Raw genomic sequence first — 23,044 nt, 5'->3', positions numbered from 1 at the left:
GCCGGCCGCGGGTATGGCACCGGCAGGAAGTGCCACCATCATGGCAAAGGCGGCGAGCAAGATGGAGATGATCTTCATCGCCATTGTTCGTCCAGCGCGGCAAAATGGTTACAGTGGCAGTCAACGCACCAGATGCTGGAGCCAAGTGGCAAACGCCAGCCAGCCGTCGGTGGATGCAATTGCCACCATCCCGATCTGCAAGGCCACCGTTACGCCAAGCCCCACCACATAGGCCATGTGGACGCGGCCGGTCGTGCGCTTGTCATGCACCATTCCGGCGACAATCAGCATGTCGACGATGACTGCGGGCATCAGCGTGACGATGGCCGGCGGCGGACCGACAGCGCCATTGGCGGCAGCCATGGCAGCAAATGGTCGCCCCATCGCCGCCTGCAACATGCCGGCGTTGAGGACGAGCAGCAGACGCTTGTGGATGTCGGAGCGGTGGACATTGAGCATCGCTGCACTGAACAACCCGGCCATGACCAGCATCGACATCAGCGGCACGGCGGTAAAGCGCCGCGCCGCTTCCAGCCCTTCGGGGCCGAAATTGCGTTCGGCCTGCCACATCGAATTGATGGCCGTAACGGGTATGATCATAAGCATGGCGCCGAACAGCATCGCGCCGATCATGCCGTTTCTGCGGTGGTTGGCAGTGGCGCCGCTGGTGACCAACCAAGTCTGGTTCAGGTAAAACAATGTCCAGGCGAAAAACAGCGCGCCGTGCACATGCATGATCGGCGCGCCGCCAAAGCGGCCGGCTGCAACCGGAACCCAGTATGTCGGCGCGAACCCGGCAAAGGCCATGGCAATGAACACCAGCGCCATGCGAAAATGAAAGCGCGAGCGGGTCTGCGCGATTTGCCCATATGCAGCAGTAGCCATGCCGTCCCTCTCCCCCGAAAAGGTTGCGCGACCTGTTATTTTGACCGCAGGTTATGGCGGGCAGTGCCGGATGGCAAGGCCGTGGAAGATGCGCTTGGCGCTATTCCTCGTCCAGCAGCGGCAGTTGCACTGCCGTGCCGGCGGGCGGGGCGATGCCCAGATGTTTCCAGGCCCCGGCGTTGAGCATGCGGCCGCGTGCCGTGCGGGCGACAAGGCCGGACTGGATCAGGAACGGCTCGATGACTTCCTCCAGCGTGTCGCGTGCCTCCGAAAGCCCCGCTGCCAGCGTCTCGATGCCAACCGGCCCGCCGCGATAAATATCGGCGATCATCATCAGATAACGCCGGTCCATGGCATCAAGGCCGAGATTATCGACTTCGAGGCGATTGAGGGCGCGGTCGGCGGCGGTCCGATCGACGCTGTCGCTACCCGCAGCGGCAGCAAAGTCGCGGACACGGCGCAACAGCCGCCCGGCGATGCGCGGCGTGCCCCGCGCTCGGCCAGCGATTTCGCGCGCGCCGTCCGCCGAAAGGTCAAGCCCGAGCAGCGCAGCGGCACGGGTGACGACGCGCGTGAGTTCCTCGACAGTATAAAACACCAGCCGCAACGGAATGCCGAAGCGGTCGCGCAGCGGCGTTGTCAACAGACCGGCGCGGGTAGTGGCGCCGACCAATGTGAAATGCGGCAGGTCGATACGCACGCTGCGGGCCGATGGGCCTTCGCCGATCATGATGTCGAGAACACGGTCCTCCATGGCCGGATAGAGGATTTCTTCGACCGCTGGCGAAAGGCGATGGATTTCATCGATGAACAGCACGTCGTGATGATCGAGATTGGTGAGCAGCGCCGCCAGATCGCCAGCCTTGGCAATTACCGGCCCCGATGTGGCGCGAAAGCCCACTCCGAGTTCCTTGGCGACGATCTGCGCCAGCGTTGTCTTGCCCAGCCCCGGCGGGCCGTGGAGCAGCACATGGTCAAGCGGTTCCCCGCGCGATTTGGCCGCCGCGACGAACACCGCGAGATTGGCCCGCAGCGACTCCTGCCCGATGAATTCGGCCAGCGATTTGGGGCGCAGGGCGGCATCGATGTCGTCGGGCTTGCGCAGCGGCGTGAGTTCGTCGCTCATCGCGCGCTTTTCCGCAGGGCGACTCGGATCAGTTCGCTGACGCCCGCATTGTCGCCCAGTTCGGCCTGGGCATCGGCAACGGCGCGGCTGGCGTCCATCGGCTTGAAGCCAAGCCCGGCCAGCGCCGACAGCGCGTCGGCGACGGCACCGCGCGCCGCGCCGACGGGCAACGGCGCGGCAGTGCCCAGCGCGACGGCACCGAATTTGCCCTTGAGTTCATTGGCGATGCGCGCAGCGAGTTTCGGCCCGACGCCGTTCGCCCGCGCTATGCTGGCCATATCCGATGCGGCAATCGCATGGGCGAGCTCGTCGGGACCGAGGACCGACAGGATCGCCAGCGCGACACGGCCACCGACTCCCTGCACGGTGGTCAGCAGGCGGAAACTGTCGCGCTCCGCCTCGGTGACGAAGCCGTAAAGCTGGATGGCGTCTTCGCGCACCTGGGTTTCTATATGCAGCGCTATGGCTGCGCCGGCGCCGCCGAGGCTGCCAAGCGTTTTTGCCGACGCACTGACCAGATACCCCACGCCGTTCACATCGACGACGCAGGCATCCGCCGATACGCTGTCGAGCAGGCCTTTGAGCCGCGCGATCACAGGAGTCCCCGGCGGGCGCTGCTGGCCAGATTGGCATGGGCAATGGCGACGGCCAGCGCATCGGCGGCATCGCTTCCGACAACTTTCACGCCCGGCAGCAGCCGTTCGACCATCGCCTGCACCTGCGCCTTGTCGGCATTGCCCACGCCCACAATCGCCTTTTTCACCAGCCGTGTCGCATATTCGCTGACCGGCAGCCCGGCCTTGGCCGCCGCCAGCATGACGACGCCGCGCGCCTGGCCGAGTTTCAGCGTCGATTGCGGATTGGCGTTGACGAACACTTCCTCGACGGCGGCGGCATCACAGCCATGTTGTGCGATCACCTGCATCAAGCCATCGTAGAGGCTGGCCAGTCGTTCTGCCAAGGGGGCGCTTGCGGGCGTGCGCACCGTGCCGTGGCCGAGATGGCCGATGCGGTTGCCTTCGCTGCGGATCACGCCCCAACCGGTTGCCGCAAGGCCGGGGTCGAGGCCCAGAATGAGGATCACGGTTTGGGGGGCGCGCCCATAGCTGCACCGCGTGCCAGCGTCACGAATGTCTCGCTGCGCAATTTCCAGCCGTTGGCTGTCGGCACCCAGACCGCCAGATACTCGCCGCTCAGCCGCCCGGACAGGCTGCCGCCCGACCAGCGCCCGCGCTCCATGGCACGCTCGGCCGGCGCCGCCACGGTGACCATATCGGGCGTGCGGACAAAGCCCAGAAACCCAGGCGTCTTGAAACTGCGGGCAAAATAATCGGCCATGGCATCGGCGCCGATGATCGTCTCGCCGCCCGAACCGGCAATGCCGATGTAATCGCTGCCCAGTGCGGCACGCACGCCCGCCACGTCGCGGGCCGCAATGGCGGCGTTATAGGCCGCGCGCGCCGCCTTGATGTCCTGTACCGCATCGGCGGAGGCGGGTACGGCGACGGCCATGACCATGACGGCGACCACCGGCTTCACAATTTCGCCAGAACGTCTTCGGACACGTCGTAATTGCCCCAGACGGTCTGGACATCGTCATCATCGTCCAGCGCATCGATCATCTTGAGCAGTTGCCCGGCATCAGCCTCGCCGACATTGACCATCAGGCCCGGCTTCCATGCAAGTTTGATGGCTTCGGCCTCGCCGAGCACTGCTTCGAGCGCCTTGGCGGTTTCGTGCATGCCATCGATCGCTGTCCAGATTTCGTGCCCGTCCTCGGTCGATTGCACATCATCGGCGCCGGCTTCGAGCGCGGCTTCGAACACCTTGTCGGCACTGCCGGCCTTGGCCGGATACACGATCAGGCCAAGCCGTTCAAAACTGTGGCTGACCGAGCCGGAGGCGCCAAGATTGCCGCCATTCTTGGCGACGATGGTGCGGACATTGGTAGCGGTGCGGTTGCGATTGTCGGTCAGTGTCTCGATGATCAGCGACACGCCGCCGGGGCCAAAGCCTTCGTAGCGCACGTCTTCATAGTTCACGCCGTCATTGCCGGCGGCCTTGCTGATGGCGCGGTCGATATTGTCCTTGGGCATGCCCTGGCCGCGCGCAGCGATCACGGCGGCCCGCAGCCGCGCGTTCATGGCGGGGTCGGGCAGGCCGGCACGCGCGGCCACGGTGATTTCGCGGCTGAGCTTGGAGAACAGCGCGCTGCGCTTTTTGTCCTGCGCGCCCTTGCGGTGCATGATGTTCTTGAATTTGGAATGGCCAGCCATGATGGTTCGCTTGTGACAAAAGGATGTCGGCCCTTACGCCATCCCCTGCCCCAACCGCAACTAGTCGAGCCTTACGGCCGTGCCGCTCGCTGCCACCATCAACATGGAATCACCGGCGCCCAACGCCGAAAAACTGAGCGACACGCCAACCACGGCATTGGCGCCGGCCTTGGCGGCCTTTTGCTGCATTTCGCGCAGAGCCTCCTCGCGCGCGGTTTGCATCACTTCTTCATAGGCGCCGGAACGGCCACCGACGATGTCGCGGATGCCAGCCAAGATATCTCGAAATATGTTGGCGCCCATGATCGCTTCGCCCGACACGATCCCCAGGTATTCGGCGATCTTGTGTCCTTCGACCTGCGGGGTGGTGGTGACGATCATCGGTCCGGTCTCCTAAAGCTGCGACACCGCCTGGGCCAGCATCACACCAGCCAGATGGGCGCGGTATTCGGCGCTGGCGTGGATATCGGTGTTGAGATCGGCCGAATCAAGCGTGACGCCAGCCAATGACGCGCCTGCATCAAGTGCGGCTTCGGCGGCTGTCCAGCGAAGCACGCCCGGCCCGGCGCCGGTTACTGCAACACGGTGACCGCCGGCATGGCGCGCCGCGAAGATGCCGACAATGGCATAGCGTGATGCCGGGTTGCGGAACTTGGCATAAGCCGCAGCCTGCGGCACGGCAAAGCCGATGCGCGTGATGATTTCGCCGTCGGCAAGCGCCGTTGCAAACATGCCCTGGAAGAAATCATCGGCGGCATAAGTGGCGCGGTCGGTGACCATCTGGCCTTCTAGTGCCAGCACGGCAGCAGGGTAATCGGCCGCCGGATCATTGTTGGCGACGACCCCGCCCAATGTGCCGCGATTGCGGACCTGCGGATCGCCGATCTGGCCGGCGAGCGCCGCCAGCGCCGGAATGGCGCCGGCACCGGCTGCGACTGCGGCATGGGTGGCCATGGCTCCGACCCAGAGCCTTGCGCCGTCGTTCGTGATGGCATCAAGGCCCGGCACTGCCGACAGATCGACCAGCGTTTCTGGCATGCGCAGCCGCGATTTGATGGCGGGCAGCAGCGTGTGACCGCCGGCAATGAACGCCGCCTCGCCGCCGCTGGCAAAGGCGGCCACGGCGTCCGCAAGGCTGGCGGGTTTCAACAGGCCCATGTCATGCATCGGCTGTCTCCATGGCCTTGGCGCCGGCAGCAATGGCCTTGATGATGTTGATGTAGCCGGTGCAGCGGCACAGATTGCCTTCAAGTTCGTGCGCAATCAGTTCGTGCGACAGGTCATGGCCGTGCTTGCGGACCATTTCGATGCCGGCGATCACCATGCCCGGCGTGCAGAAACCGCATTGCAGGCCGTGCACAGCGCGGAACGCCGCCTGCATCGGGTGCAGGGCGTCTGCCTGGCCCAGCCCCTCGATGGTGGTGATGGCGCGGCCATCGGCCTGCCCGGCAAGCATAGTGCAGCTTTTGACGGCAACGCCATCGACCAGCACATTGCAGGCGCCGCACTGGCTGGTGTCACAGCCGATATGGGTGCCGGTCAGCGCCAGCGTGTCACGCAGCACATCCACAAGCAGGGTCGTGGCCGGGGCATCGACCGCATGGGCCATGCCGTTGATGGTCAGATGTATCGGCGACTGTAACGGCATGGGGCCTCCCCTTGGCTGCCACAAAGTCTTAGCGAGGGCGCGTGCCGCTGAAAAGGGCACGTCGCCGTTATCGCCCGCCCATCATCGCCTTCAGGCCTTCGGCCTGTTCGGCAACGGCCTGCGCACCGAGTGCGGTGGCCTTGGCGCGAGCCCACCAGGCTGCAAGTCCGGGCTGGGCCGCGACCAGCGCCGCTGTGCCGAGCATGCCGTCCAGCGCATCAAGGAAGAAGAACAGCGGAATCAAGGCTGCATCGGCCTGGGTGAAACTGCCGCCGACAACAAAGTCATCATCGGCGTTCCGGAAATGCTCGATGTATCCCAGCGCCGCCGTCATGCCGGCCATTGCCGCCGGGACGCCTTCGGGCTTGTCGCGGGCACCGAAAAGCCCGCCAAGATTGGGCACCACATAGACATCGGCGAGTCGGATGATCAGGCGCACGGTGGCGGCAGCCTTCGCATCGGCCGGCATCAATGACGGCCCCGGCAGCACGGCGTCGAGATAATCTGCAATCGGCTGGCTTTCAGGCAAGCAGAAATCGCCATCGACGAGCAGCGGCATCTTGGCCATCGGCGTCATCGCGACATAGGCATCGCACTTGATGCCGCCTTCGAACGCTTCGGGTTCAACGGGGCTGCCCTTGGCGCGGCTGACCAGCAAAGGCCGCATCACGAACGGAGAGAGTTTGCCGCCATAAAGCTTCATCGATTTTGTCCTCAATCCAGGCCGATGGCGGCCTTGTAGGTTTCCAGCAACGCTTCGGCTTCCTGACGGGCATTGGCCTCCATCTTGCGCAGCCGCACGATGGCCTTGATCGTCTTGGTGTCGAAGCCAGTGCCCTTGGCTTCGGCATAGACGTCCTTGATGTCGTCAGCGATGCCCTTTTTCTCTTCTTCCAGGGTCTCTATGCGTTCAATGAACAGGCGCAACTGCGTGGCTGATACGTTTTCGTCGCTCATGATGTGTCCCGAAGTGAAATCCGGCTTCGCTCCTAGCGGACAGCGTCGTTCTTCGCCAGCGATTCGGCCATCAGGTCCAGTTGCGCCTGGGTTGCCGGCGTGTTGTGACGCGCCTTCCACTGCGCGGTCGGCATGCCGTGGACATGGGCACGGGCGTCTTCCTTTGACAATGTGATTCCGGCATCGACGGCGGCCTCATGCAGCCAGTCGCCAAGGCAATTCCGGCAGAAACCGCCATGCCCCATCAATTCGATATTCTGGACATCGCGGCGCTGCTGGAGATGCAACACCAATCTGCGGAAGGCGGCGGCCTCAAGGCGTTCGTTGGCGGCGGCATCGCCTGTAATCGACATTTCATCATCTCCCGGGTGGCGCCTTTGACTGTCGGCGACTAAACGACGCTGGAAAAAGCAAGAGGATCGTATGGCGAAGCATCTCGAACCACGGGGCCGCCGGGTCAAGGTGCTGGCCACTTTGGGGCCGGCATCAAGCGAAGAAACGATGATCGAGCGGCTGCTGGCCGCCGGCGCCGATGCTTTTCGCGTCAACATGAGCCATGGCACCCATGCCGGGCAGGCTGCGCTGATCGCCGCCATCCGCAGTGTCGAGAAGAAAGCCGGCCGGCCGATCACGGTTCTGGTCGATCTGCAAGGCCCCAAGCTCCGTGTCGGTCGATTTGCCGGTGGTTCGGCCATGCTGGAAAAGGGCAAGGATTTCCGTTTCGACCGCGATGCAACGCCCGGCGACGAGAAACGGGCGCCCCTTCCCCACCGCGAGATTTTCGCTGCCATCACGCCCGGCGCGCGCCTGTTGGTCGATGATGGCAAGCTGGTGCTGCGGGTCACCGCCGTAAGCGACGCCGCCATCGATTGCCGCATCGAAGTCGGCGGCAAGATTTCGGACAACAAGGGCGTCAATGTGCCCGATGTGGTGGTGCCGCTGCCGGCTCTGACCGAAAAGGACCGGGCCGATCTGGCATTTGCGCTGGAAAATGGCGCCGACTGGATCGCCCTGTCGTTCGTGCAGCGGCCCGAGGATGTTGCCGAAGCCCGGCGACTGATCGGCGGACGCGCCGCTCTGCTTGCAAAGATAGAAAAGCCGGCGGCGCTGGAACGGCTGGAAGAGATACTGGAGCAGGCCGATGCCGTCATGGTGGCACGCGGCGACCTGGGCGTCGAACTGCCGCCCGAGCATGTGCCGCCGGCGCAAAAGCGCATCGTCGCAACGGCGCGAATGCTCGGCAAGCCAGTGGTGGTCGCCACCCAGATGCTGGAATCGATGATCCTGTCCCCGTCGCCAACTCGCGCCGAAGTGTCGGACGTGGCGACCGCCATCTATGACGGTGCCGATGCCGTCATGCTGTCGGCGGAAAGCGCCGCCGGGCAATTCCCGGTCGAGGCCGTGGCGATGATGGACGCCATCGCGCGTTCAGTCGAGAGCGATCCCGGCTATTTCAGCCGGGTGCATTTCACCGAAACCGCCACCACTCGCTCGACAGCCGGTGCCATCACGGCCGCCGCCGCCGATATCTGCCGCACCATCGGTGCCCGGTCCATCGTGTGCTTTACCATCAGCGGGTCAACCGCAGTGCGGGCCGCGCGAGAACGAGCAGCGGTGCCGGTCCTGTGCCTGACACCGCGTCAAACGACGGCGCGGCGCGTGGGGCTGGTGTGGGGCGTCCACGCCATCGTCACCCGCGATGTCGCAAGCTTTGAGGAAATGGTCGAAAAATCTCGGCGGATGGCGCTGCGGTCCGGGCTGGCCAAGGGCGGCGATTCGCTGGTGCTGATTGCCGGGGTGCCGTTTTCGACGCCGGGCACCACCAATGTCGTGCACGTCGTGCGCCTGACCGGGCTGGAACTGGACAACCGCTAGGGCGAACTGACGTCAGGCCGGCAGCAAACCCTCGGCGACCAGCCGGGTGCGCAGCCGTGCCGCGCCAGTGAAATGATGGCCAGGGAAACCATTGGCCTTGCCGGCAGTGATATTTTCCATCCGGTCGTCGATGAACAGTCCCTGCCCCGGCGCCAATCCGAATCGGCGCAGCGCCAGCTGGAAGATCGCTGCGTCGGGTTTCACCATTTTCTCGGCGCCCGATACCAATACATCCGTGAAATGATCGAACACGGGCGCAGTCACCCGGAACATCGGCCAGAATTCGGCAGAAAAATTGGTGATGGCAAACAACGCCACGCCGCGCACGGCCAGTTCATCAACGATTTCAATGACACCAGGCACGGGGCCGGTGATGGTTTCCAGCCAGCGCGGCACATATTGTGCGATAAGGTCGGCCTCGGCCGGATATTGGGCGCTGAGCTCGGCAACCGTTTCGGCGTGTGGGCGGCCCGCATCATGCTGAAAATGCCATTCCGGCGTCACGACATGAGTGCAGAACCACTCCAGCCGCGCCGAATCAGCAATCAGCTTGGCGTATAGTGACCTGATGTCCCAGCCGTACAGGACATTGCCGACATCAAAGACAACAGCCCGCGAGGCCGGGGACCTTACGGAATCCGGCATCACAGGCTGTGATGTTCTGGAGCGACCATCAGGCCCATCCGTTTCCCCCGGAAAACCGGAGGATCGCGATCAACCCTGGCGGGCCTTGAAGCGACGGTTGGTCTTGTTGATGACATAGGTGCGACCATGGCGGCGCACCACCTGGCAGTCGCGGTGGCGGCTCTTCAGCGACTTGAGGCTATTGCGGACCTTCATGGCACTTTCTCGAACTAAAATAGGTGTAACGGCGAGCGGTCAGCTAGGGGAGGCCACCACCAATGTCAACCGCCACATATGCCCCGACGTAGCTGTTTCCAGCCCCGCCCAATCGGGTTAACCTGCCGTCATGGCGTCTGGCCCCGGCCAGTCTAGTATGGAGTATGGTCATGAAAGCGTTGTTTCCTGCCATTGCCGCACTTTTGTTCGCAGCGCCCGCGTTGGCGGCGCCCGCCAGTGCCGATGTGACACGCTTTCACACAGGCGGTGCCATCGCTCCTGATTCCATCGCTATCGTGCCAGGCCCGGACGTGCCGGCCGACAGTCTCGAATTTCGCACTCATGCCGATGTGGTGGCGGCCGAGCTGGCCAAAATGGGTTTTGCTGGATCGCAGACGCCGGCCTATCGCGCCGTCATGACTATCGACCAACAGCAGGGTCCACCCAAGCGCTCGCCGTTTTCGGTAGGCATTGGCGGCAGTACCGGCGGCTGGAACGGCGGCGTCGGCGGCGGGGTCAGCTTTCCGCTCGGTGGCCGCGGGGCGCGTGTGATGACGACGCTGTCCTTGCAGATGCGCCGCGTCGCCGACAACATCATGGTCTGGGAAGGCCGCGCCACCGCCGATCTCGGCAAGGATGGCCTGTCCAAGGGCCTGCCCGTGCTGGCACGCGCGCTGTTCACCGGATTTCCCGGCCCCAGCGGCCAGACAGTAAAGGTAAAGACACCAAGATGATCACTATCGATGCCGCGTTCGACAGCGGCAACATCGAGGTTCGCCGCATCACCGGCGCGGACGATATCGTTCTGGCCATCAGGCGCGATCACTTGAGCGAATTTTACCAATGGTTCCATTTTCGCCTGTCCGGCGCGCGCGGGCAGGCCGTGACGATCCGTATCGTCGATCTGGCCGGCAGCGCCTATCCAGGCGGCTGGCCGGGCTACCGGGCCGTCATGTCCAGCGACCGTCAGCACTGGGCGCGCGCCGACACCAGCTATGACCCAGCAGCCGACAATGGCACGCTGACTATCAAGATGACACCCGACAGCGACCAGGTCTGGTGCGCCTATTTCGCGCCTTATTCGCTGGAAAGGCACCATGATCTGGTGGCACGCATCGGCGGCGCACCGGGCGTGCAAGTCGATGTGCTGGGCCACAGCCTTGATGGCCGGCCGATTGACCGCATCCGCATCGGGGACGGCCCGTTGCAGCTCTGGCTCTATGCCCGGCAGCACCCCGGCGAGAGCATGGCGCAGTGGTGGATGGAAGGCGCCCTTGAGCGGCTGGTCGATGCAGGCGACCCGGCGGCGCGGGCGCTGCGGGCCAAGGCGACACTGCATGTCGTGCCCAACATGAACCCGGACGGCAGCGTGCGCGGGCATCTGCGCACCAATGCCGCCGGCGTGAACCTCAACCGCGAATGGGCGGCGCCGACTGCGACGCGCTCGCCTGAAGTGCTGTGCGTGCTGGATGCAATGATTGCCAGCGGCGTCGACGGCGCCATGGACGTGCACGGCGATGAGGCCATTCCTCATGTGTTCATCGCCGACTTTGAAGGCATCCCGTCGATCACCGACAAACAGCTGGCATTGCTGGCGGATTACAAGGCGCGGCTGGTGCGTATTTCGCCGGATTTCCAGACGCGGCGCGGCTATCCGCCGTCCGGCGCCGGCAAGGCCAATCTGACGATGAGCACCAATGCGCTGGCCGAACGCTTTGGCTGCCTGGCGATGACGCTGGAGATGCCGTTCAAGGACAATGACGACCTGCCCTGCCCCGTTCAGGGCTGGTCTCCGGAACGGTCAAAGGCACTGGGCCGCGATTGCCTGGCAGCGTTCATGGAAATGCTGCCGGATTTGCGCTGATGCCCGAGGCCGGACCGACAGATGGCATGGTGCGCCTGCCGGGCGGGCAGTTCACGATGGGCGCAGACGACCAATACCCCGAAGAAGCGCCTGCCCATATGGTTACGGTGGCGCCGTTCCGGATCGACGCGCATGCGGTCACCAACCGGCAGTTTGCAGCGTTTGTCGCGGCCACCGGTCTTGTCACACTGGCCGAACAGACACCGCGCGCGCAGGATTATCCGCTGGCCGACCCGGCACTACTGTTTGCCGGAAGCCTGGTGTTCCGGCGCACCCCGCATCCCGTGCCGCTGGATGACCCTGGCCGCTGGTGGCATTGGGTAAAGGGTGCGAATTGGCGGGCGCCGCAGGGGCCGGGCAGCAGCATTGAAGGACTGGACGATCATCCCGTGGTGCAGGTGGCGCACGCCGACGCTGCTGCCTATGCGGACTGGGCCGGCAAGACTTTGCCGACCGAGGCGCAATGGGAATATGCGGCGCGCGGCGGGTTGGAAGGCCAGACCTATGCTTGGGGGCCCGTGTTCCGGCCCGGCGGCAAGGCGATGGCCAACACGTGGGACGGCAAGTTCCCCAGCCAGCGGCGCGGGGTATTTGCCGCGACATCGCCGGTCGGCAGTTTTCCCGCCAATGGATTTGGCCTGTTCGACATGATCGGCAATGTCTGGGAATGGACCGACGACTGGTATCAGCCCGGCCACGACAAAGGCCCTTGCTGCGTTGCCGACAATCCGCGCGGGCCAGCATCTGGCACCACCGACCCGGCCGCGCCAATTGCGCAAAAAGTTCTGAAGGGCGGCAGTTTCCTGTGCTCGCCCAGCTATTGCCGGCGGTATCGCCCCGCAGCCCGGCATGCCGAATCGATCGACAGCGCCACCAATCACATCGGATTTCGCTGCGTCCTGCGAGGCTGATGCATTTGGCTAGGTGCGCTGCCCGGCGCCCTCGTCTAAGAACTTGACGTTAACGTGAACCATGAGGAGCCGACGCCATGGCCTATGAGCACATCCTTTTCGAAGAAGCCGATGGCATTGCCACGCTGAGCATCAACCGGCCGCAGGTGATGAACGCGCTGCATGTCGGCGTCATCGAAGAAATGATCGATGCAGTGGACCGTGTCCGCGACGAAGGCACGGCGCGCGTATTGCTGATGACCGGCACTGGCCGGGCGTTCTGCTCGGGCGCCGATTTGGCCGGCGGCGGTGCTGGCGGCGGCAAGAAACGGTCAGGCCCGCCCGATGCCGGCTCGGTGCTCGAATCGCATTTCAACCCGCTGCTCGAACGGTTGTTCGCGCTGCCTGTGCCGTTCATCACGGCGGTCAATGGCGCGGCTGCCGGGGCCGGCTGTTCGTTTGCGCTTTCGGGCGACATCGTAATTGCCGGACGATCCGCCTATTTTCTGCAAGCCTTCGTCAATATCGGGCTCGTTCCCGATGTCGGCTCGACATGGCTGCTGCCGCGCCTCGCCGGCCGCGCCCGCGCACAGGCGATGATGATGCTGGGCGATCGCATCAAGGCGGAAACTGCGCTGGATTGGGGCATGATCTACAGCGTCGTCGATGATGACCAGTTGTTGACCGAGGCGCGCGCACTGGCCGCAAGGCTGGCAAAGGGCCCGACCCGCGCCTACGCACTCATCCGCCACGGTATCCGGGATTGCATGGACAAGACCCTGTCCGAAGGGCTGATGGTCGAGCGCCGCAACCAGCTTCAGGCCGGGCGCAGCGCCGATTTCGTCGAAGGCGTCTCGGCGTTCCTGCAGAAACGCCCGGCGCAATTCACTGGAAAATAAAGTCAGTCCATCACCAGCACCGGCTTGATCACCTTGCCGGCGGCCATGTCGGCGACAGCCTCGTTGATGGCGCTGAGCGGATATGGCGTTATCAACCGGTCGTGCGGGAAGCGGCCGGCCATGTGGCGCGCTATCAACCAGGGGATGAAGACCTGCGGGTCGGCGTCGCCCTCGACCGCGCCGCGCAGCGCCCGGCCGCCGAGCATCACGTTGGGATTGAAAGTGATTTCGGTGCCGGGCGCCGTGACCGCCAGCATCGCCATCTCGCCGCGGCTGGCCAACGCCTCAAGCCCGGCGCGGATCACTGCCGATACTCCGGTGGTATCCACAATGCGGTCGACGCCGGTGGGCACGATGGCACGCAAGGCCTCGGTAAGGTTGCTGCCATCGGCCAAAATGGTGTGGGTGGCGCCCAGCTCGAGCGCCAAGGCAAGGCGGCTGGCCACCTTGTCCACAGCGATGATCGGCCCTGCTGCCAGGTCCGCAGCCGCCATCAATGCGGCCAGCCCGACACTGCCTGCGCCGATGACCGCAACACTCTGCCCGGCCTGCGGCGCCAGCGTGTTGTACATGGTGCCGGCGCCGGTCTGCATGCCGCAGCCAAAGGGCGCCAATGAAGTGAAGGGCAGGTCCGGCGCCTTCACGACATTGCGGGCATATGCGATGGCATGGGTGGCAAAGGCCGATTGGCCGAAAAACCCTCCGTACACAGCGGATTCGCCTTGGCGCATCGGCACCCGGCCATCGTCGAGAACGCCCGAGTAGTTCAGCGCCATGAAGTTTCCGCAATATTGCGGGTGATCATGGGTGCAACTGTTGCAGGCACCGCAACTGGCGTAGCTGATCACCACCTTGTCGCCCGGCGCAACATGGCTGACGCCGTCCCCGACCATCAGCACTTCGCCGGCGCCTTCATGGCCGAGCACCTGCGGTAGCGGCGTACCCTGCTCGTACCGCTGCACGCCGACATCGGTGAAACAGATGCCACAGGCTCGGATACGGACGAGTATCTGGCCTGGCCCCGGATCGACGAGTTCAACCGTTTCCAACGAATAGGGCTGGCCGCGGGCGCGAAGAATGGCAACAGTTGCGGCGGTCGACATCGGGCGTTTCCTAGCGGCGAAGGTGGGTAGTGAACCACGACAGCGGCGCTGCCGCCATGGTCAAATTTGCGGGGCTACGCGACAGGCAGGGTTGCGGGCGCTGGAAAAGCGGTTCGGCGCGACTTGACCGGCTTCGCCCAGCCGTCCAGATACGCGACATGGATAACGAAGTGATCAAGGCGCTCAGCTTCGAGCAGGCCCTGCAGGAGCTGGAAACGATCGTGCGCTCGCTCGAAGGCGGCGAGACCAGCCTTGAGGAATCGATCGCGCTCTATGCAAAGGGCCAGGCCCTGAAGGCGCATTGCGAAACCAAGCTGGGCGACGCCACCGCACGGATAGAAGCCATTCAGAAAAACGACGCCGGCGACGCAGTCGCCACCCGCCCCTTTGACGCCGAGCGTTCATGACAGCCAGCACCCAGATGGTCCCTTCCTCCCTCAGCCTCAAACCCGCGATCGAAGCCATCGGCAAGGCGATCGACCAGCGTTTCGACCGCCTGTTGCCGGTCCCCGACGACAGCCGCGCGCGCCTGTACGAGGCAATGCGCCATTCGGTTATCGGCGGCGGCAAGCGCATGCGGCCGCTTTTGGTAGTGGCAAGCTGTGATCTTTTTCATGTCGACCGCGAGCGCGCTCTCAGGGTCGCCTTGGCCATCGAGGCCATTCATTGCTACAGCCTCATCCACGACGATCTGCCGTGCATGGACGATGACGACCTGCGCCGCGGCAAGCCCACGGTTCACAAGGCCTTCGATGAAGCCACCGCCATTCTGGCCGGCGACTGCCTGCACGCCATCGCCTTTGAAATCCTCGCCGATCCGGCAACACATGAAGACCCGTTTGCGCGCGCTGAACTGGTTACGGAACTGGCTGTCGCGTCCGGCCCGGCCGGCATGGGCGGTGGCCAGATGATGGATCTGGCGGCCGGCGACACCAGCTATGACCTGGCCGGCATCACGCGCTTGCAGCAACTCAAGACCGGCGCGCTCATCCAGTTCTGCCTTGAAGCCGGCGCCATCATGGGCCGCCTGCCCGAAAGCCAGCGCACGCCGCTACGCGGTTATGCCCGCGACCTCGGACTGGCGTTCCAGATCGCGGATGATCTCCTCGATGTCGAAGGCTCGTCCGCCAAGACCGGCAAGGCCGTGCAAAAGGATGCCGCCGCCGGCAAGGCGACATTCGTGTCGCTGATGGGCGTCGAGCGCGCCCGCGCACAGGCCGGCATCCTGATCGACCAGGCCATTGCCCATCTGTCGAGCTATGGGCAGGAAGCGGACTTGCTGCGTGCCATTGCCCGTTTCGCCATCGAGCGCGATTCCTGAAGGATACTGCCATGGAGCGGATCGGCGTCTATCCGGGGACATTCGATCCCTGCACGCGTGGCCATATGGACATCATCCGGCGCGGTGCCCGGCTGGTTGACAAGTTGATCATCGGCGTTGCGACAAACCCGTCGAAATCGCCGATGTTCACGCTGGCGGAACGCAAGGCGCAGGTTGTGCGCGAAACCGCAGACATCGCCAATGTCGAAGTGGTCGAATTCGATGCGCTGCTGATGACATTTGCCGAGCGACAGGGCGCGACCATCATCGTGCGCGGCCTGCGTGCGGTGGCGGATTTCGAATATGAATTCCAGATGGCCGGCATGAACCAGCAATTGAATGACAACATCGAAACCGTGTTCCTGATGGCCGATGTTGCCTTGCAGCCGATCGCTTCACGTCTGGTAAAGGAAATCGCGGTCTATGGCGGGGACATTCGCAAGTTCGTCAGCCACGCGATTGCCGACGATGTGGTGGCGCGCGTGGCGCAAATGGGTGTGAGGGGTCAGTGACTGTGTGGCGTTTGATTCTGGCGTTTGGATTGACCATGCTGGCAGGCGCGGCGCTTGCCCAGCAGCAGCGCATCGATCCCAAGGATCTCAAGGCGCCGCCGAAACTGCCGGCCATGGCAGCTCCGTCCAACATTGCCGGCTCGGTCAAGGAAATCGACCAGCAAAATGTGCTGGTACTCGACCTGTCGACAGGTGGCCGCGTGCGTATCGTCATGCGCCCGGATGTGGCGCCCAACCACATCATGCGCGTCAAGACGCTGGTGCGCGAAGGTTTCTATGACGGCACGATATTCCACCGGGTCATCGATGGTTTCATGGCGCAAGGCGGTGACCCCACCGGCACCGGCACCGGCGGCTCCAAGCTGGAAGATCTGAAGGCCGAGTTCAACGACCTGCCGCATGTGCGCGGCGCGGTCGCCATGGCCCGCGCCGCGAGCAACGACAGCGCCAACAGCCAGTTCTACATCGTGCTGATGCCGGTCATGAAGCTGGACCGCACCTACACGATCTGGGGCCGGGTCATCGAAGGTATGGAATTTGTCGATGCCATTGCAAAGGGTGAACCGCCGGAAAACCCTTCGCGCATCCTCAAGGCTTCGATCGGCGCCGACAATGTGGCGGCGCCGGACTTTGCGGCACTTGCAGCCGCGCCTGTCGCCACCCCGATTCCGGCTGGCGCATTGGCACTGCCGCCGGGTGTGACTTTGCCGATGCCGGCGGCGGCGCTCGCGCCCGCGCCGGGAGCGGCAAAGGCGCCCGTCAAAGCTGCGGCAAAAGCACCGGCAAAGGCCGCGCCGCGCCGCAAACGCTGAGCCGGCTGCCATGCTGGTCAGCGATTTCGATTTCGACCTGCCCGAAGCGCGCATCGCGCTGCGGCCCGTCAATCCGCGCGACACATCGCGGCTGCTGACTGTGACAGGCGCCGGCGTCGGCGCATTGGGCGACCACAGCTTTCTCGACCTGCCGAGCGCGCTGCGCTTCGGCGACGTGCTGGTGGTCAATGACACCCGCGTCATCCCCGCGCAATTGCATGCGAAAAAGGGCGATGCGCACATCGGCGTTACCCTTCACAAGCGCGAGAGCGCCGACCGCTGGTGGAGTTTTGTGCGAAACGCCCGTCGGCTCCGAGTTGGCGACACTGTCGATTTCGGTGCCGGCCTGTCGGGCGAGGTGCTGGAAAAAGGCGACGAGGGCGGTGTGCACTGGCGGTTTGCGGCGCTGGCCGGTGAAACGCTCGAATCGGCGTTGCAGCGCGTCGGCGAAATGCCGCTGCCGCCCTATATCGCCCGGCGCCGTGCCATCGATGCGCAGGATTTTGCCGACTATCAGACGCTGCACGCGGCGCGCGACGGCGCAGTGGCCGCGCCCACCGCAGGGCTGCATTTCACCACTAGGTTGTGGGACATGCTGGCCGCGCGCGGCGTCACCCGTGAAACCGTCACCCTTCATGTCGGCGCCGGCACGTTCCTGCCCGTCAAGGCCGACCGCACCGAGGATCACCGCATGCACGCCGAATGGGGCAGTGTCGATGCCGCCACGGCGGCGCGGCTGAACGCTGCGCGCGCGGCTGGCGGCAGGGTGATTGCGGTGGGCACGACATCGCTGCGCTTGCTCGAATCTGCGGTGGACGAGGCAGGGGTCATCAACACCTTCACCGGCGACACATCGATCTTCATCACGCCCGGCTATCGCCTGCGCGCCATCGACGGCCTGATCACCAATTTCCATCTGCCCAAATCGACCCTGTTCATGCTGGTCAGCGCGCTGATGGGCCTGGATGTGATGCGCAAGGCGTATGCGCATGCCATCGCGAACGAATATCGTTTCTACAGCTATGGTGACGGTAGCTTGCTGCTACCCTAAAAACTGACCATCACGGCCCAGGTCAGCAGCATCGCGAAGGCGCCGCCACCAACAACGGCGTGGGCCAGCAGTGCCGGACCGAGCGCGGCGGGGCGGGCCTGTGTCAGCAGCGACATGCCGATACCCGACAGCAGCGCCATCGCCAGCATCAGGCCTGCCAGCTTGCCGTTGCCGATCAGGCTGCCCCATGCCGGGTCGGGCGCGCCGCGCAGCAACAGGAACATCGCCTCGAACCCGCCGGCGCCGGTAAGGAAGTGGATCGCGGCCACCATGCGCGGGCTGCGTCGGCCACGCAGATACAGCACGCCCATGTAGATGCCGAGGCTGATGGTCACGGCAAATATGGCAACCGCAACAAAGGCCTTCATCGCATGGCGACGGTGAGTGAGAATGAAGGGCGACACATACGCATGACCTGATCTTACTGCCAGAGCATCGCCAGCTCGCCAAGCGGCGCCGTGCGCCCGCTGCCGCAGGGGGTGGCGCCTCCCGCCACCCCCGCTATAACCGCCGCTGTGGAACCGCCCTTTGGCCTTGATGACGACGCGCCGACCGAGGCCCTGGAAAAGGGCCGGTTGAGCCGTGCGTTCGTTGCCGAAGTTGCCGATGCCCTGGAGGCCGGCGACAATGACACCGCGCGCGAGTTGGTCGCGCCCCTGCATCCGGCCGATATCGCCGACCTGTTCGGGCTGCTCAGCGCCGACCAGCGTGCGCCGCTGGCCCGGGCGCTGGGCGAATTGCTCGACGGCGAAATCGTTGCCGAACTTGACGATTATGTCCGCGACGATGTGCTGGCGGCGCTGTCATTGGGCGAGGTGGCCGATGTCGTCACCCAGCTTGATACCGATGATGCCGTCGCCGTCATCGAGGATCTGGAGGAAGACGAACAACAGGCCGTGCTCGGCGCGCTGGCGCCCGAGGACCGCGCCGATATCGAAACCGCGCTGGGCTATCCCGAGGAGTCCGCCGGCCGCCTGATGCAGCGCGAACTGGTGGCGGTCACCGAGGACATGAGCGTTGCCGATGTGATCACGCGGGTGCGGGCCACTATCGATCCGGCGACGGATTTCTGGGAAATATTCGTCATCGATGCCGCGCGCCGACCGGTGGGGACCATGCGCCTGTCCTGGCTGCTGACGACGCCGCCGGAGTTTTCGGTCGCCGATGTGATGCAGCGCGAGCAGACGCTGATCCCGGTCGATATGGACCAGGAAGATGTCGCGCTGGAATTCCAGAAATACGCGCTGATTTCCGCCGCTGTCGTGGACCGGGACGGCCGCCTTGTCGGCGTCATTACCGTTGATGACATCGTCCATATCATCCAGGCCGAAGCCGGCGAGGATGCGCTGAAACTGTCGGGCGCCGGCGACGGCGACATCAACGAGCCTGTGCTGGAAAGCTATCGCACCCGCGTGCGCTGGCTGGCGGCCAATCTGGGCACGGCGATGATTTCCTCAAGTGTCATCGCAGCGTTCGAACCGACCATTGAAAAACTGGTGACGCTGGCGGCGCTGACTCCCATCGTCGCCAGCATCGGCGGCAATGCCGGCACCCAGACCATGGCCGTGGCGGTGCGCGCCATCGCCACCAAACAACTGACCGATACCAACACCCGCCGCACGATTGCGCGCGAAATTCGCGTGGCGCTGCTCAATGGCCTGACGATTGCGGCACTGCTGGGCATTGGAGTCGGCGTGTTGTTCGGCAATGCGTTGCTTGGCGGGGTGATCGCGCTGGCGGCGCTTTTCAACATCCTGGTGGCGGGCCTTGCCGGCGTGCTGGTGCCGCTGGCGCTGCATCGCTGGAAAACCGACCCAGCCGTTGCCAGCTCGATATTCGTGACGATGACAACCGATACCATGGGCTTTTTGGGCTTTTTGTCTCTGGCCACGATCGTCGGTGTGGCGAACCTGCGCTGATGCTGCACCTGACCAAGGTGGCCGTGGGCTGCCCCGATATCGAGACATTGTCGGCGCGGCAGCAGCTGCAATCCGGCCCTGGCGCCGCCGCCAGCCTGACGCGTTTCATGCCCAAGCGGGCTGCCGAATTGATTGGCGGGTCGCTGTTCTGGATCATCCGGCATCGGCTGGTGGCGCGGCAGGACATTCTGGGATTGTCGATGATGGAGACACCCTGGGGCGTCAAATGCCGCATCGATCTGGCACCCGGCCCGGTTTCCGTCGTACCCCGCGCATGCAAGGCCCATCAGGGCTGGCGTTATCTGGCGCCGGAACTGGCGCCGCCCGATGGCGAGGAGGACGGAAACGCCATGTCAGCCGAAATGGCCAAGGCATTGGCCGATATGGGTATCTTGTAGGCGGTTACTTCATGCGGCGCACGCTGATCCAGCGTTTGGTGCGCGTAAAGGTCAGCCGATAGCCGCCCAGCGGTGCGCGCGCGAGCACCACGGCGTCGCCCGGCCGGCTGCGCGGTGCGTTCACCGTATCGACCTGCCGCCAGATCTGGCCATTGCCGAGCACATACACCGCCAGGCCCGACGGGTTCGACAGTTCCTCGGTCAGGGTCGTTTCGACCGACTGCACCTCTGCTGGGTCAACACGCTGCTTGCCGATGGCCTCGCCGCCAAAGGCTTCGCGCCGGGCCTTGACCTCGGCTTCGGCGCGGGCCTTGCCTGCCGCAGCGGTCACGGCTGCTTCCTCGGCGGCAATGCGGGCGCTTTCTGCGGCACGCAATCCACTGATACGGCGCGCTTCGACCGAGCCATTGGCGACTTCAGCGTCAAAACAGGCCAGCCGGTCAGAGTCGCGCGCGATGCGGGCGCAGGCCAGCAGCGCGTCCGCCGACTGCGCCGCTGCCGGCACTGCAAGCAGCAGCGCGGTGGCCGCCAAGGTTTTGCCAACATGGGTCATCTTACGCATCACGGCCGTCTCCTATGCCGCGCTTGTAACGGTGTTTGCTGCCGATCCCAAGCCTTGGTGCAACGGACTGGCGCGCGGCGCAAAGCCTTGACGCATGACTGTCTTGAACGCATAAGACAGTCATGTTCTCTCCTGATCGTCCCATCTATCGCCAGATCCGCGATCTCATCGTGGACCGCATCCTTGCCGCCGGTGACGGCGCCATTTTGCCTTCGGTGCGCGCGCTTGCCGCCGATGCAGGCGTCAACCCGCTGACGGTGGCCAAGGCCTATCAGGACCTGCAACTGTCCGGTCTCGTCAAAGCAAGGAAAGGTGTCGGCCTGTTCGTCGCCGATGGTGCTGCCGGAAATCTGCTTGCCGCCGAACGCGATGCGTTCTTCACCGAGGAATGGCCCCGGCTCAAGGTGCGGATCAACCGGCTCGGCCTGACGCCGACGGACCTGTTCGCCGACGCCTGACCCCCCCGCCGGCCGTCAGGGCCATGTGTCCTCGTCCCACCATGGAAACACATCCGCCGGCATGTTCTGGCTGACCGTGTCCGGATAGGCAGGGGGACGTTTTTCCAGGAATGAGGTGACGCCTTCGCGGGCATCTCCCGATCGGCCCCGCGCATAAATCATGCGCGAATCAAGCCTGTGGGCATCCCATGGCGACCCGGCACCGGCCATGCGCCATAGCATCTGCCGGGTCAGCGCCACCGAAACAGGCGCGGTATTGTCGGCAATTTCCCGCGCCAGCGCCCGTGCCGCCGGCAACAGGCCCTCGGGCGCATGCACCGACCGCACGAGGCCACCAGCCAGCGCCTCGGCGGCGTTGAAGATACGTCCGGTCATGCACCATTCCAGCGCCAGCGGCAGGCCGACAAGGCGAGACAGGAACCAGCTCGACCCCGCCTCTGGAACGATACCCCGCCGGGCAAAGACAAAACCGAACCGCGCTGTGTCACTGGCGAGTCGCATGTCCATGGCAAGCTGCATGGTGGCGCCGATGCCGACCGCTGCGCCGTTGATGGCACCGATGATGGGTTTGAGGCTGCGGAACATCCGCATCGTCAACTGGCCGCCGCCGTCTCGCACTGTGGGGTGCGTGTAATCGATGCTGCCATCATCCCGCACCGGCGTGCTGCCCCGGCTGCCCAGTTTTTCATAGTCGAATGTCGCAGCCCCTGCCGACAGGTCGGCGCCAGCGCAAAAGGCGCGGCCCCGGCCCGTGACAATCACGGCGCGCACGCTGTCATCGGCGTCGGTGACGTCGAATGCGGCGATCATTTCGGTCATCATGACACCGGTGAAGGCGTTGAGCTTGGCCTCTCGGTCAAGGGTGATGACGGCGATTCCGTCGGCGATTTCGAGGCTGATCTGGGTGTAGGTCATGTCAAAGTGCCTCGATGATGGTGACGTTGGCGAGCCCGCCGCCTTCGCACATGGTTTGCAGGCCCCAGCGCTTGCCGCGCGCTCGCAGCGCATGGACCAGCGTGGTCATCAGCTTGGTGCCCGATGCGCCCAGCGGATGGCCGAGCGCGATGGCACCGCCATTGACGTTGAGCCGATCATGGTCGGCGCCAAGCACCTTGGCCCAGGCCATCGGGACGGAAGCAAAGGCCTCGTTGACTTCGTACAGGTCGATGTCGGCGATGTTCATGCCGGTGCGGGCCAGCGCTTTTTTGGTGGCGCCGATAGGAGCTTCGAGCATGATGATCGGGTCCTCGCCCACCACGGTCATGTGGTGGATGCGGGCCAGCGGGGCGACGCCAAGCGCCTTCAGGCCGCGTTCGTTGACGACCAGCACCCCCGATGCACCATCGCAGATCTGGCTCGATGTGGCTGCCGTCAGCCGGCCGCCTTCGGGGTTGATCAGCTTGACGCCGCGGATGGCCTCAAGGCTCGCTTCGAAGCGGATGCCTTCGTCCACCGTGTGACTGCGAGCCTCGCCTTCATGGGTGGTGACATCGACGGCGACGATCTCGGCATCAAAGGCGCCGCCGCGTGCAGCCTGCGCGGCCTTGCGCTGGCTGTGATAGCCGAATTCGTCCATCATGTCCTTGGTCAGACCGTGTTTGTCGGCGATCATTTCGGCGCCGGCAAACTGGCTGAACTGGATGCCCGG

At 64.5% G+C, this 23,044-nt stretch carries 32 protein-coding genes; 13 read left to right on the top strand and 19 right to left on the bottom strand.

Annotation, left to right across the window (positions count from 1 at the left end):
• Positions 1-120: 120 nt before the first annotated feature.
• From RMQ73_RS13455 to RMQ73_RS13400, 12 genes are all read right to left on the bottom strand, one after another.
• Positions 121-885 carry a hypothetical protein gene (locus tag RMQ73_RS13455; protein WP_310498809.1) on the bottom strand — a complete coding sequence of 255 codons (765 nt, stop codon included), beginning with the start codon at positions 883-885 and terminating at the stop codon, positions 121-123.
• 100 nt (positions 886-985) lie between these two features.
• A complete protein-coding gene (ruvB, locus tag RMQ73_RS13450; RefSeq protein ID WP_310498808.1) occupies positions 986-2,011 on the bottom strand; it encodes a Holliday junction branch migration DNA helicase RuvB in 1,026 nt (341 codons plus the stop codon).
• Positions 2,008-2,607, bottom strand: coding sequence for a Holliday junction branch migration protein RuvA (ruvA, locus tag RMQ73_RS13445; RefSeq protein WP_310498807.1), 600 nt, complete (start codon positions 2,605-2,607; stop codon positions 2,008-2,010). The genes ruvB and ruvA overlap by 4 nt, the downstream gene beginning before the upstream one ends.
• Positions 2,604-3,092: a crossover junction endodeoxyribonuclease RuvC gene (gene ruvC / locus RMQ73_RS13440; protein ID WP_310498815.1), complete on the bottom strand. Its 489-nt coding sequence runs from the start codon at positions 3,090-3,092 to the stop codon at positions 2,604-2,606. The genes ruvA and ruvC overlap by 4 nt, the downstream gene beginning before the upstream one ends.
• Positions 3,092-3,550, bottom strand: a complete 459-nt coding sequence (locus tag RMQ73_RS13435; protein WP_310498806.1) for a DUF4440 domain-containing protein — start codon at positions 3,548-3,550, stop codon at positions 3,092-3,094. Before RMQ73_RS13435 ends, ruvC begins: the two co-directional genes overlap by 1 nt.
• A complete protein-coding gene (locus RMQ73_RS13430) occupies positions 3,547-4,287 on the bottom strand; it encodes a YebC/PmpR family DNA-binding transcriptional regulator (protein ID WP_310498805.1) in 741 nt (246 codons plus the stop codon). Before RMQ73_RS13430 ends, RMQ73_RS13435 begins: the two co-directional genes overlap by 4 nt.
• A 60-nt stretch (positions 4,288-4,347) precedes the next feature.
• The gene (locus tag RMQ73_RS13425; RefSeq protein WP_310498804.1) at positions 4,348-4,668 is read right to left on the bottom strand and encodes a YbjQ family protein; all 321 of its coding nucleotides are present in this window, start codon (positions 4,666-4,668) and stop codon (positions 4,348-4,350) included.
• 12 nt (positions 4,669-4,680) lie between these two features.
• Positions 4,681-5,454: an FAD binding domain-containing protein gene (locus tag RMQ73_RS13420; RefSeq protein WP_310498803.1), complete on the bottom strand. Its 774-nt coding sequence runs from the start codon at positions 5,452-5,454 to the stop codon at positions 4,681-4,683.
• Entirely contained in the window at positions 5,447-5,935 is a 489-nt protein-coding gene (locus RMQ73_RS13415; protein ID WP_310498801.1) for a 2Fe-2S iron-sulfur cluster-binding protein, read from the bottom strand. Before RMQ73_RS13415 ends, RMQ73_RS13420 begins: the two co-directional genes overlap by 8 nt.
• Before the next feature lie 67 nt (positions 5,936-6,002).
• Complete coding sequence (locus RMQ73_RS13410; RefSeq protein WP_310498799.1) at positions 6,003-6,638, bottom strand: glutathione S-transferase family protein; 636 nt, start codon at positions 6,636-6,638, stop codon at positions 6,003-6,005.
• A gap of 11 nt (positions 6,639-6,649) precedes the next feature.
• Positions 6,650-6,892: a DUF2312 domain-containing protein gene (locus RMQ73_RS13405; protein WP_310498797.1), complete on the bottom strand. Its 243-nt coding sequence runs from the start codon at positions 6,890-6,892 to the stop codon at positions 6,650-6,652.
• 32 nt (positions 6,893-6,924) lie between these two features.
• Positions 6,925-7,245 carry a DUF1244 domain-containing protein gene (locus RMQ73_RS13400; RefSeq protein WP_310498795.1) on the bottom strand — a complete coding sequence of 107 codons (321 nt, stop codon included), beginning with the start codon at positions 7,243-7,245 and terminating at the stop codon, positions 6,925-6,927.
• A 70-nt stretch (positions 7,246-7,315) separates the two neighbouring features.
• On the opposite strand from RMQ73_RS13400, the gene pyk reads away from it, so the two are divergent.
• A complete protein-coding gene (pyk, locus tag RMQ73_RS13395) occupies positions 7,316-8,767 on the top strand; it encodes a pyruvate kinase (RefSeq protein WP_310498793.1) in 1,452 nt (483 codons plus the stop codon).
• A gap of 12 nt (positions 8,768-8,779) precedes the next feature.
• Here pyk and RMQ73_RS13390 read toward each other — a convergent pair whose 3' ends face one another.
• The gene (locus RMQ73_RS13390; protein ID WP_310498792.1) at positions 8,780-9,412 is read right to left on the bottom strand and encodes an HAD family phosphatase; all 633 of its coding nucleotides are present in this window, start codon (positions 9,410-9,412) and stop codon (positions 8,780-8,782) included.
• 69 nt (positions 9,413-9,481) lie between these two features.
• A complete protein-coding gene (gene ykgO, locus RMQ73_RS13385; RefSeq protein ID WP_310498791.1) occupies positions 9,482-9,607 on the bottom strand; it encodes a type B 50S ribosomal protein L36 in 126 nt (41 codons plus the stop codon).
• Between the two features lie 170 nt (positions 9,608-9,777).
• On the opposite strand from ykgO, the gene RMQ73_RS13380 reads away from it, so the two are divergent.
• The 4 genes from RMQ73_RS13380 to RMQ73_RS13365 all read left to right on the top strand — a co-directional run bounded on the left by RMQ73_RS13380 (position 9,778) and on the right by RMQ73_RS13365 (position 13,260).
• Positions 9,778-10,341, top strand: coding sequence for a DUF4136 domain-containing protein (locus tag RMQ73_RS13380; protein WP_310498790.1), 564 nt, complete (start codon positions 9,778-9,780; stop codon positions 10,339-10,341).
• Positions 10,338-11,471, top strand: a complete 1,134-nt coding sequence (locus RMQ73_RS13375; protein ID WP_310498789.1) for a M14-type cytosolic carboxypeptidase — start codon at positions 10,338-10,340, stop codon at positions 11,469-11,471. The genes RMQ73_RS13380 and RMQ73_RS13375 overlap by 4 nt, the downstream gene beginning before the upstream one ends.
• Positions 11,471-12,382: a formylglycine-generating enzyme family protein gene (locus RMQ73_RS13370; protein ID WP_310498788.1), complete on the top strand. Its 912-nt coding sequence runs from the start codon at positions 11,471-11,473 to the stop codon at positions 12,380-12,382. The genes RMQ73_RS13375 and RMQ73_RS13370 overlap by 1 nt, the downstream gene beginning before the upstream one ends.
• A 77-nt stretch (positions 12,383-12,459) precedes the next feature.
• Positions 12,460-13,260 (top strand): enoyl-CoA hydratase-related protein, encoded by an 801-nt coding sequence (locus tag RMQ73_RS13365; protein ID WP_310498787.1) that lies wholly within the window; start codon positions 12,460-12,462, stop codon positions 13,258-13,260.
• 2 nt (positions 13,261-13,262) lie between these two features.
• On the opposite strand, the gene RMQ73_RS13360 is transcribed toward RMQ73_RS13365, so the two are convergent.
• Positions 13,263-14,363, bottom strand: a complete 1,101-nt coding sequence (locus RMQ73_RS13360) for an NAD(P)-dependent alcohol dehydrogenase (RefSeq protein WP_310498785.1) — start codon at positions 14,361-14,363, stop codon at positions 13,263-13,265.
• Between the two features lie 158 nt (positions 14,364-14,521).
• On the opposite strand from RMQ73_RS13360, the gene RMQ73_RS13355 reads away from it, so the two are divergent.
• From RMQ73_RS13355 to queA, 5 genes are read left to right on the top strand one after another with little or no spacing between them, the layout of a single operon-like run.
• Complete coding sequence (locus RMQ73_RS13355; RefSeq protein ID WP_310498783.1) at positions 14,522-14,770, top strand: exodeoxyribonuclease VII small subunit; 249 nt, start codon at positions 14,522-14,524, stop codon at positions 14,768-14,770.
• A gap of 14 nt (positions 14,771-14,784) precedes the next feature.
• Positions 14,785-15,684, top strand: a complete 900-nt coding sequence (locus RMQ73_RS13350) for a farnesyl diphosphate synthase (RefSeq protein ID WP_310498814.1) — start codon at positions 14,785-14,787, stop codon at positions 15,682-15,684.
• 11 nt (positions 15,685-15,695) lie between these two features.
• The gene (gene coaD, locus RMQ73_RS13345; protein ID WP_310498782.1) at positions 15,696-16,196 is read left to right on the top strand and encodes a pantetheine-phosphate adenylyltransferase; all 501 of its coding nucleotides are present in this window, start codon (positions 15,696-15,698) and stop codon (positions 16,194-16,196) included.
• Between the two features lie 35 nt (positions 16,197-16,231).
• Complete coding sequence (locus tag RMQ73_RS13340; RefSeq protein WP_310498813.1) at positions 16,232-17,008, top strand: peptidylprolyl isomerase; 777 nt, start codon at positions 16,232-16,234, stop codon at positions 17,006-17,008.
• Positions 17,009-17,018: 10 nt separating this feature from the next.
• Positions 17,019-18,059: a tRNA preQ1(34) S-adenosylmethionine ribosyltransferase-isomerase QueA gene (gene queA, locus RMQ73_RS13335; RefSeq protein ID WP_310498781.1), complete on the top strand. Its 1,041-nt coding sequence runs from the start codon at positions 17,019-17,021 to the stop codon at positions 18,057-18,059.
• Here queA and RMQ73_RS13330 read toward each other — a convergent pair.
• Positions 18,056-18,394 carry a hypothetical protein gene (locus tag RMQ73_RS13330; RefSeq protein ID WP_310498780.1) on the bottom strand — a complete coding sequence of 113 codons (339 nt, stop codon included), beginning with the start codon at positions 18,392-18,394 and terminating at the stop codon, positions 18,056-18,058. The genes queA and RMQ73_RS13330 overlap by 4 nt on opposite strands.
• A 180-nt stretch (positions 18,395-18,574) precedes the next feature.
• Here RMQ73_RS13330 and mgtE point away from each other — a divergent pair, with 180 nt between their 5' ends.
• The gene (mgtE, locus tag RMQ73_RS13325) at positions 18,575-19,978 is read left to right on the top strand and encodes a magnesium transporter (protein ID WP_409049876.1); all 1,404 of its coding nucleotides are present in this window, start codon (positions 18,575-18,577) and stop codon (positions 19,976-19,978) included.
• A complete protein-coding gene (locus RMQ73_RS13320) occupies positions 19,978-20,376 on the top strand; it encodes a DUF1489 family protein (RefSeq protein ID WP_310498779.1) in 399 nt (132 codons plus the stop codon). The genes mgtE and RMQ73_RS13320 overlap by 1 nt, the downstream gene beginning before the upstream one ends.
• Before the next feature lie 4 nt (positions 20,377-20,380).
• Here the strand turns inward: RMQ73_RS13320 and RMQ73_RS13315 are convergent, their stop codons facing one another.
• On the bottom strand, positions 20,381-20,941 hold the full coding sequence (locus tag RMQ73_RS13315; protein WP_310498778.1) for a hypothetical protein: 561 nt from the start codon (positions 20,939-20,941) through the stop codon (positions 20,381-20,383).
• A gap of 119 nt (positions 20,942-21,060) precedes the next feature.
• On the opposite strand from RMQ73_RS13315, the gene RMQ73_RS13310 reads away from it, so the two are divergent.
• Positions 21,061-21,396: a GntR family transcriptional regulator gene (locus RMQ73_RS13310; protein ID WP_310498777.1), complete on the top strand. Its 336-nt coding sequence runs from the start codon at positions 21,061-21,063 to the stop codon at positions 21,394-21,396.
• Positions 21,397-21,411: 15 nt separating this feature from the next.
• On the opposite strand, the gene RMQ73_RS13305 is transcribed toward RMQ73_RS13310, so the two are convergent.
• The gene (locus RMQ73_RS13305) at positions 21,412-22,311 is read right to left on the bottom strand and encodes a crotonase/enoyl-CoA hydratase family protein (RefSeq protein ID WP_310498776.1); all 900 of its coding nucleotides are present in this window, start codon (positions 22,309-22,311) and stop codon (positions 21,412-21,414) included.
• 1 nt (position 22,312) lies between these two features.
• The coding region (locus RMQ73_RS13300) for an acetyl-CoA C-acyltransferase (protein ID WP_310498775.1) at positions 22,313-23,044 on the bottom strand (732 nt) is incomplete at its 5' end.

It is taken from the genome of Sandarakinorhabdus sp., from assembly GCF_031430775.1.
Lineage (GTDB): Bacteria > Pseudomonadota > Alphaproteobacteria > Sphingomonadales > Sphingomonadaceae > Sandarakinorhabdus.
Note: the sequence above shows the minus strand (reverse complement) of the source record. Positions and strands in the feature narration are given on the sequence as shown.

Bases quoted from the DNA above. Each gene is read 5' to 3' on its own strand.
- RMQ73_RS13310 (WP_310498777.1), top strand. From the start codon at position 21,061: ATGTTCTCTCCTGATCGTCCCATCTATCGCCAGATCCGCGATCTCATC.
- RMQ73_RS13380 (WP_310498790.1), top strand. From the start codon at position 9,778: ATGAAAGCGTTGTTTCCTGCCATTGCCGCACTTTTGTTCGCAGCGCCC.
- RMQ73_RS13340 (WP_310498813.1), top strand. From the start codon at position 16,232: ATGCTGGCAGGCGCGGCGCTTGCCCAGCAGCAGCGCATCGATCCCAAG.
- RMQ73_RS13320 (WP_310498779.1), top strand. From the start codon at position 19,978: ATGCTGCACCTGACCAAGGTGGCCGTGGGCTGCCCCGATATCGAGACA.
- RMQ73_RS13415 (WP_310498801.1), bottom strand. From the start codon at position 5,935: ATGCCGTTACAGTCGCCGATACATCTGACCATCAACGGCATGGCCCAT.
- RMQ73_RS13350 (WP_310498814.1), top strand. From the start codon at position 14,785: ATGGTCCCTTCCTCCCTCAGCCTCAAACCCGCGATCGAAGCCATCGGC.
- RMQ73_RS13405 (WP_310498797.1), bottom strand. From the start codon at position 6,892: ATGAGCGACGAAAACGTATCAGCCACGCAGTTGCGCCTGTTCATTGAA.
- RMQ73_RS13305 (WP_310498776.1), bottom strand. From the start codon at position 22,311: ATGACCTACACCCAGATCAGCCTCGAAATCGCCGACGGAATCGCCGTC.
- RMQ73_RS13430 (WP_310498805.1), bottom strand. From the start codon at position 4,287: ATGGCTGGCCATTCCAAATTCAAGAACATCATGCACCGCAAGGGCGCG.
- RMQ73_RS13355 (WP_310498783.1), top strand. From the start codon at position 14,522: ATGGATAACGAAGTGATCAAGGCGCTCAGCTTCGAGCAGGCCCTGCAG.
- ykgO (WP_310498791.1), bottom strand. From the start codon at position 9,607: ATGAAGGTCCGCAATAGCCTCAAGTCGCTGAAGAGCCGCCACCGCGAC.
- RMQ73_RS13410 (WP_310498799.1), bottom strand. From the start codon at position 6,638: ATGAAGCTTTATGGCGGCAAACTCTCTCCGTTCGTGATGCGGCCTTTG.
- coaD (WP_310498782.1), top strand. From the start codon at position 15,696: ATGGAGCGGATCGGCGTCTATCCGGGGACATTCGATCCCTGCACGCGT.
- RMQ73_RS13360 (WP_310498785.1), bottom strand. From the start codon at position 14,363: ATGTCGACCGCCGCAACTGTTGCCATTCTTCGCGCCCGCGGCCAGCCC.
- RMQ73_RS13455 (WP_310498809.1), bottom strand. From the start codon at position 885: ATGGCTACTGCTGCATATGGGCAAATCGCGCAGACCCGCTCGCGCTTT.
- pyk (WP_310498793.1), top strand. From the start codon at position 7,316: ATGGCGAAGCATCTCGAACCACGGGGCCGCCGGGTCAAGGTGCTGGCC.
- RMQ73_RS13370 (WP_310498788.1), top strand. From the start codon at position 11,471: ATGCCCGAGGCCGGACCGACAGATGGCATGGTGCGCCTGCCGGGCGGG.
- RMQ73_RS13375 (WP_310498789.1), top strand. From the start codon at position 10,338: ATGATCACTATCGATGCCGCGTTCGACAGCGGCAACATCGAGGTTCGC.
- RMQ73_RS13425 (WP_310498804.1), bottom strand. From the start codon at position 4,668: ATGATCGTCACCACCACCCCGCAGGTCGAAGGACACAAGATCGCCGAA.
- queA (WP_310498781.1), top strand. From the start codon at position 17,019: ATGCTGGTCAGCGATTTCGATTTCGACCTGCCCGAAGCGCGCATCGCG.
- RMQ73_RS13390 (WP_310498792.1), bottom strand. From the start codon at position 9,412: ATGCCGGATTCCGTAAGGTCCCCGGCCTCGCGGGCTGTTGTCTTTGAT.
- RMQ73_RS13365 (WP_310498787.1), top strand. From the start codon at position 12,460: ATGGCCTATGAGCACATCCTTTTCGAAGAAGCCGATGGCATTGCCACG.
- RMQ73_RS13400 (WP_310498795.1), bottom strand. From the start codon at position 7,245: ATGTCGATTACAGGCGATGCCGCCGCCAACGAACGCCTTGAGGCCGCC.
- RMQ73_RS13420 (WP_310498803.1), bottom strand. From the start codon at position 5,454: ATGCATGACATGGGCCTGTTGAAACCCGCCAGCCTTGCGGACGCCGTG.
- ruvB (WP_310498808.1), bottom strand. From the start codon at position 2,011: ATGAGCGACGAACTCACGCCGCTGCGCAAGCCCGACGACATCGATGCC.